The organism is Streptomyces sp. WAC06614 (assembly GCF_003949795.1).
Classification (GTDB): domain Bacteria; phylum Actinomycetota; class Actinomycetes; order Streptomycetales; family Streptomycetaceae; genus Streptomyces.
Genome location: NZ_RPRY01000368.1, coordinates 1 through 6,486 on the forward strand (window position 1 = coordinate 1; position 6,486 = coordinate 6,486).

At 73.4% G+C, this 6,486-nt stretch carries 5 protein-coding genes; all 5 read right to left on the bottom strand.

Annotated elements, in window-relative coordinates; all coding sequences use genetic code 11:
* Positions 1-125 precede the first annotated feature (125 nt).
* On the bottom strand, positions 126-1,796 hold the full coding sequence (locus tag EF918_RS30830) for a PQQ-binding-like beta-propeller repeat protein (protein ID WP_125652221.1): 1,671 nt from the start codon (positions 1,794-1,796) through the stop codon (positions 126-128).
* A gap of 165 nt (positions 1,797-1,961) precedes the next feature.
* A complete protein-coding gene (locus EF918_RS30835) occupies positions 1,962-3,761 on the bottom strand; it encodes an ABC-F family ATP-binding cassette domain-containing protein (protein ID WP_125652222.1) in 1,800 nt (599 codons plus the stop codon).
* Between the two features lie 75 nt (positions 3,762-3,836).
* A complete protein-coding gene (locus tag EF918_RS30840; protein ID WP_125652223.1) occupies positions 3,837-4,769 on the bottom strand; it encodes a 4-(cytidine 5'-diphospho)-2-C-methyl-D-erythritol kinase in 933 nt (310 codons plus the stop codon).
* Entirely contained in the window at positions 4,766-5,674 is a 909-nt protein-coding gene (gene rsmA / locus EF918_RS30845; protein WP_125652224.1) for a 16S rRNA (adenine(1518)-N(6)/adenine(1519)-N(6))-dimethyltransferase RsmA, read from the bottom strand. Before rsmA ends, EF918_RS30840 begins: the two co-directional genes overlap by 4 nt.
* On the bottom strand, positions 5,671-6,486 hold an 816-nt coding region (locus EF918_RS30850), incomplete at its 5' end, for a resuscitation-promoting factor (protein WP_125652225.1). The genes EF918_RS30850 and rsmA, both read right to left, overlap by 4 nt.

Here is a 6,486-nt window from a genome sequence, read left to right on the forward strand (position 1 = left end):
GATGAGTACCCCGCCGCCCCCACCGAACCAGCCGCCGGCCGGCGGCTGGTTCGGTGGGGGCGGCGGGGTACTCATCAGGTGCTGTTGCCTCTCATCACGTGCCGAAGACTGTCACTGCCGGGAACTCATTTGCCGAAGACCATCAGGAGCTTCTCCTGGCCGCCCTTGCTGTTGCCCAGCAGGCGCGTGGCGGAGATGAACAGCCGCCCGTCCACGAAGTCCAGCTGCGGGGAGAAGAAGGCGTTCTCGACCGGCGCGGCCGGGCCCGAGGGGTTGCGCAGCAGGGTGGTCGGCTTGCCGCCGGCCGCCGGGACCGCCACGACCTCGCCGCCCTTGTCCTTCTCGGCGTCCAGGTAGGCGTAGAGCTGCCCGTTCTCCGCCCGCAGCGGCAGCAGCCGGCGGCCCTCGCCCGCGGGGGTGCGCCACTTGATCTTGCCGGTGGTCAGGTCGAAGGCGGCGATCTCGTTCGAACGGCCCTCGGTGGGCAGGTACATGGTGTTCGACGGGCCGTCGACGACCGCGCCCTTGCAGTTCTGCAGCGAGCGGTCGAGCAGGGTCAGGTCGCACTCGGCGGCGAAGTTGCCCTCACCGGTGAGCTGGGTGCGCAGCTTGCCGTCCGGGCCGAGGACGGCGACCGCCCGCTCCTTCTTGGTCTTGTTGGTGACGTCGATGACGACCGGGTCGACCGAGTAGACCTTGGTGACCTTCCAGTCCTTGGGCAGCTTGTAGCCCCAGGTGGTGTTGCCGGTGGCCGGGTCGGCGCCCTGGACCTCCTCGCCCTCGTCGATGCAGCGGGCGACGGCGACCATCCGGCTGCCGCCGGCGTAGGTCTCGGGGACGCACTTGCCGTCGGTGGTGGGCTGCTCCGTCCGGGCGAACAGCTTGTCGCCGGTGCTGACCTTGAAGGCGCTGGTCGGGCCCATGCGGCTGACCGTGACGGTGTCGCCCGCGATGGCCAGGGTGGGCGAGACCATGATGTCGAACATCCCCTCGTCGGGGACCTCCTTGGTCCAGGTCTCCTTGCCGGCCTTGAGGTCGATCCCCTTGAGCTGGTTGCACTTGGCGCTGCTGGACTGGCCGTTCATGAAGCCGACCACCGTCTTCGCGTCGGCGGTGGTGGTGTTGGTGGCCGTGCAGATCTTCTCGGGGAAGGAGACCGTCCAGCGCTCCTTGCCGTCGCGTACCCCGTAGGCGGTGACGGACTTGTACGCGGCCTTGACGACGGTGTCGCCGACGACCCACTGGGCGGGCGCGTCGGCGCCGGCGCCGGGCAGCTCGACGGAGTTGGTCTTCACCCACAGGACCTTGTCCTCGCCGGGCTTGCGGCCGGAGTTGAGGTCCGCCTCCTGACCGCCGCCGCCGTTGCCGTCGCCCTTGTCGACGGACGCCCCGCCGGAGGGCTTGGCGTCGGCGGGTGCGGAGGCCTGTGCCTTCGGGTCCTTGCCGCCCTCGTCGTCCCCGGCGAGCAGGAAGTACCCGCCGGCGCCGAGCACCAGGACGCCGGCCATCGCGGCGGCCACGAGCGCCGGCTTGTTGCGGGACCGGCCGCCGCCCGGGCCGCCGGGCTGCGGGGCCTGCGGGAGACCACCGTGCTGCGGCGGGTACGGGCCCCAGCCCGGGCCGGCCTGGGGCGGCTGGGCGTGCGGCTGCGGCGGGGCGGGCTGCTGCGGCGGGTACTGCTGGGCGTACGGATTGGGGCCCTGCGGGTAGCCGTAGCCCTGCGGCGGGGGCCCGGGCAGATGGCCGTAACCGTCGGGGCCGGGCGGCTGGTTCGGCGGCGGGGGCGGCACAGTCATCAGCGCATACCTTCGGCGGTCCGGGTGGCCCGACGGGCCGGGCGAGGGGTGGGGGGATGACCTTTGTATCACCCGGGGCCGGACGTACCGAGGCCGGTCGCACCCCTGTTCCCAAGGGCGGACCGGCCCGTGACGCCGTCGTTATCCGGTGTGCACGACCGGAATTCAGGCGTCCTCGGCCAGCTCCAGCCAGCGCATCTCCAAGTCGTCGCGCTCGGCCATCAGTTCGCGCAGCTCCGCGTCGAGGCGGGCCACCTTCTCGAAGTCGGTGGCGTGGTCGGCGATCTGGGCGTGCAGGTGGGTCTCGCGGTCGGCGAGCTTGTTGAGCTGACGCTCGATCTTCTGCAGTTCCTTCTTCGTGGCGCGCGCGTCACCGGCGGACTTCTCCTTGGCCGCGGCCGCCGGGGCCGGTGCGGGCGCCGCCGCCTCGACCATCTTCTGCCGGCGCTCCAGGTACTCGTCCAGGCCGCGCGGCAGCATCCGCAGGGTGGCATCGCCCAGCAGGGCCATCACGGTGTCGGTGGTGCGCTCGATGAAGAACCGGTCGTGGGAGATCACGATCATCGAGCCGGGCCAGCCGTCGAGGAGGTCCTCCAGCTGGGTGAGGGTCTCGATGTCGAGGTCGTTGGTGGGCTCGTCGAGGAAGAGCACGTTCGGCTCGTCCATCAGCAGCCGCAGGATCTGCAGCCGGCGCCGCTCGCCGCCGGAGAGGTCTCCGACCGGGGTCCACTGCTTGTCCTTGGTGAACCCGAACTGCTCGCAGAGCTGGCCGGCCGTCATCTCGCGGCCCTTGCCGAGGTCCACCCGGTCGCGGACGCGCTGCACGGCCTCCAGGACCCGCAGGGACGGGTCGAGTTCACCGACCTCCTGGGAGAGGTAGGCGAGCTTGACGGTCCGGCCGACGGTGATGGTGCCGGCGGCGGGCTGGGACTCGCCCTGGGTGCGGGCGGCCTCGGCCAGGGCCCGCAGCAGCGAGGTCTTGCCGGCGCCGTTGACGCCGACCAGGCCGATCCGGTCGCCGGGGCCGAGCTGCCAGGTGAGGTGCTTGAGCAGCAGCTTGGGGCCGGCCTGGACGGAGACGTTCTCCAGCTCGAAGACGGTCTTGCCGAGCCGGGAGCCGGCGAAGCGCATCAGTTCGCTGCGGTCGCGCGGCGGGGGCACGTCCGCGATGAGCTCGTTGGCGGCCTCGATCCGGAACCGTGGCTTGGAGGTCCGGGCGGGCGCGCCGCGGCGCAGCCAGGCCAGCTCCTTGCGGATCAGGTTCTGCCGCTTGGCCTCCTCGGTGGCGGCGATGCGCTCGCGCTCGGCGCGGGCGAAGACGTAGTCGCTGTAGCCGCCCTCGTACTCGTGGACCTCGCCCCGCTGCACGTCCCACATCCGGGTGCAGACCTGGTCGAGGAACCAGCGGTCGTGGGTGACGCAGACCAGGGCGGAGCGCCGCTCCTGCAGGTGCCGGGCGAGCCAGGCGATGCCCTCGACGTCGAGGTGGTTGGTGGGCTCGTCCAGGACGAGCATGTCCTGTTCGGCGACGAGGAGCTTGGCGAGCGCGATCCGGCGGCGCTCACCGCCGGAGAGCGGGCCGATGACGGTGTCCAGGCCCTGGTCGAAGCCGGGCAGGTCCAGTCCGCCGAACAGGCCGGTGAGCACGTCGCGGATCTTGGCGTTGCCGGCCCACTCGTGGTCGGCCAGGTCGCCGATGATCTCGTGGCGGACGGTCGCCGCGGGGTCGAGCGAGTCGTGCTGGGTCAGCACCCCGATCCGGGATCCACCGGTGTGGGTGACCCGGCCGGTGTCGGGTTCCTCCAGCTTGGTCAGGATCCGGATCAGGGTGGTCTTGCCGTCGCCGTTGCGGCCGACGACACCGATCCGGTCGCCCTCGGAGACGCCGAGGGAGACGGCGTCGAGCAAGGTGCGGGTGCCGTACACCTTGCTGACTGCCTCGACATTGACCAGATTGACGGCCATCAGACGCACTCCAGGGAAAGGGATCTCTCAACCCCTCACCCTAACCGTCCCGGCCCCGCCCCAGCGCCCGGCCACTCAGGTCGTCAGGACCGTGGCTCCCGGTGCGGGGGACGTGGTGGTGCGGGTGGTGCGGCAGGTGCCCGAGGCCTCCAGGGCGGCGGCCACCTTCAGGGCGGACTCCTCGTCGCGGACGAGGAAGGCCGTGGTGGGCCCGGAGCCGGAGACCAGACCGGCCAGGGCGCCCGCGCCGGTGCCCGCCGCCAGGGTGGCGGCCAGCTGCGGGCGCAGCGACAGCGCGGCGGGCTGGAGGTCGTTGGCGAGGGTGGCGGCGAGGGCGTCCGGGTCGCCGGAGGCCAGGGCGGCCAGCAGCGCCGGGTCGGCCTGCGGGGCCGGGACGTCCACGGCGGCGGTGAGCCGGTCGAACTCGCGGAAGACGGCCGGCGTGGACAGGCCGCCGTCGGCGAGGGCGAAGACCCAGTGGAAGGTGCCTGCCGGGACCGGGGTCAGCACCTCGCCCCGCCCGGTGCCCAGGGCGGCGCCGCCGACCAGGCTGAAGGGCACGTCGCTGCCCAGCTCGGCGCAGATGTCGAGGAGTTCCTCGCGCGGGGTGTGCAGGCCCCACAGGGTGTCGCAGGCGAGCAGGGCGCCGGCGCCGTCCGCGCTGCCGCCGGCCATGCCCCCGGCGACGGGGATGTCCTTGGCGATGTGCAGGTGGACGTCGGGGGCGATGCCGTGCCGGGCGGCCAGCAGCTCGGCCGCGCGGGCGGCCAGGTTGGTCCGGTCGAGGGGGACCTGCCCGGCGTCCGGGCCGGAGCAGGTCACGGTCAGCTCGGCTGCCGGGGTCGCGGTCACCTCGTCGTGGAGGGAGACGGCGAGGAAGACGTTGGCCAGGGGGTGGAAGCCGTCGGGCCGGGGCGCGCCGACCGCGAGCTGCACGTTGACCTTGGCCGGGACCCGTACGGTGACGGAGGCGGCGCCGGGGGCCCCGGGGGCGCGGGTGGAGGTCACCGGCCGGCCTCCTTGTGCTCCGCGATGGCGGCGAACTCCTCGACGGTCAGGGCCTCGCCGCGGGCCTGCGGCGAGATCCCGGCCGCGACGAGCGCGGCCTCGGCGGCGGCGGCCGAGCCGGCCCAGCCGGCCAGGGCGGCCCGCAGGGTCTTGCGGCGCTGGGCGAACGCGGCGTCCACCACGGCGAAGACCTCGGCCTTGGTGGCGGTGGTCTTCACCGGCTCGGTCCGGCGGACCAGGGAGACCAGTCCGGAGTCGACGTTCGGGGCGGGCCAGAAGACGTTGCGGCCGATGGCCCCGGCCCGCTTGACGTCGGCGTACCAGTTGGCCTTGACCGAGGGGACCCCGTAGACCTTGTTGCCCGGCCGGGCGGCGAGCCGGTCGGCGACCTCGGCCTGGACCATGACGAGGGTGCGCTCGATGGTGGGGAAGCGGTCGAGCATGTGCAGCAGCACGGGCACGGCGACGTTGTAGGGGAGGTTCGCGACCAGCGCCGTCGGGTCCGGGCCGGGCAGCTCCTGGACCAGCATGGCGTCGGAGTGGACCAGCGCGAAGCGGTCCGCCTTGTGCGGCATGCGGGCGGCGATGGTGGCGGGCAGCGCGGCGGCCAGGACGTCGTCGATCTCGACGGCGGTGACCCGATCGGCAGCCTCCAGCAGGGCGAGCGTCAGCGAGCCGAGCCCGGGACCGACCTCGACCACCACGTCCTCGGGGCGGACCTCGGCGGTGCGCACGATCCGGCGGACCGTGTTGGCGTCGATGACGAAGTTCTGGCCCTTCTGCTTCGTCGGGCGTACGCCGAGCGCCCCGGCCAGTTCCCGGATGTCGGCGGGCCCGAGGAGGGCGTCGCCGCCCCCGGGGCCGTCGTGGTGCTCGTGCTGCTCGTGCTGCTCTGCGGTGCTCACCGGTAAAGCCTACGGCCGCAGTGGGGCCAGGGACTCGCCCCCCGCTGCACGTAGAGCTTCTTGGCCCGGTACGTCTGCTCCTCGCCGCTGGCGTCCTGCGGGCGGCCGCTGCCGCCCAGGGCCTGCCAGGTGCCGACGTCGAACTGGTACAGCCCGCCGTACGTCCCCGAGGGGTCGGTGGCGCCGGGCCGGCCGCCGGACTCGCACCGGGCGAGGGCGCCCCAGTCCAGGCCGTCGGCGCCGGCGACGGAGGTGGGCAGGGGTTTGGTGCCGACCAGGACCCGGGCGTCGACGGGCTCGCGCACCGTCTCCTCGGCGATCTTGCGGGGCTTCTGGCGGACGCCGTTGACGGTGCGCAGGGCGTAGGTGACCCGGCGGGCGCCGGGGCGGCCGGCCTGTTCGACGACCTCCGTGCCGGCGAAGAGGGTGTCGTCCTGGACCCGCTCGGTCCGGAACGGGATGCGCTCCTCGCGGACCTCGCGGGTGCCGGTGATGCGCAGGACCGTGACGGTCTGGCCGTCGCGGGGGAAGGAGCCGGGCGGCACGGAGGTGGTGTCCTCGCCCTGGAGGGTGAGGCCGGCCTGGTCCAGGGCCTCCTGCACGGTGGCGGCGTTGGTGCGCAGGGTGGTCTCGCGGCCGTCGGCCATGAAGGTGACGCTGCGCTCGGTGCGCACGTGCAGGGTGAGGCCGTCGCGGGGGAAGGAGCCGGGCGGCACGGAGGTGGTGTCCTCGCCCTGGAGGGTGAGGCCGGCCTGGTCCAGGGCCTCCTGCACGGTGGCGGCGTTGGTGCGCAGGGTGGTCTCGCGGCCGTC

What these genes read in the sequence shown, in the direction of transcription:
- EF918_RS30835 (WP_125652222.1), bottom strand. Translation starts at nt 3,761, where the DNA reads ATGGCCGTCAATCTGGTCAATGTCGAGGCAGTCAGCAAGGTGTACGGC.
- EF918_RS30830 (WP_125652221.1), bottom strand. Translation starts at nt 1,796, where the DNA reads ATGACTGTGCCGCCCCCGCCGCCGAACCAGCCGCCCGGCCCCGACGGT.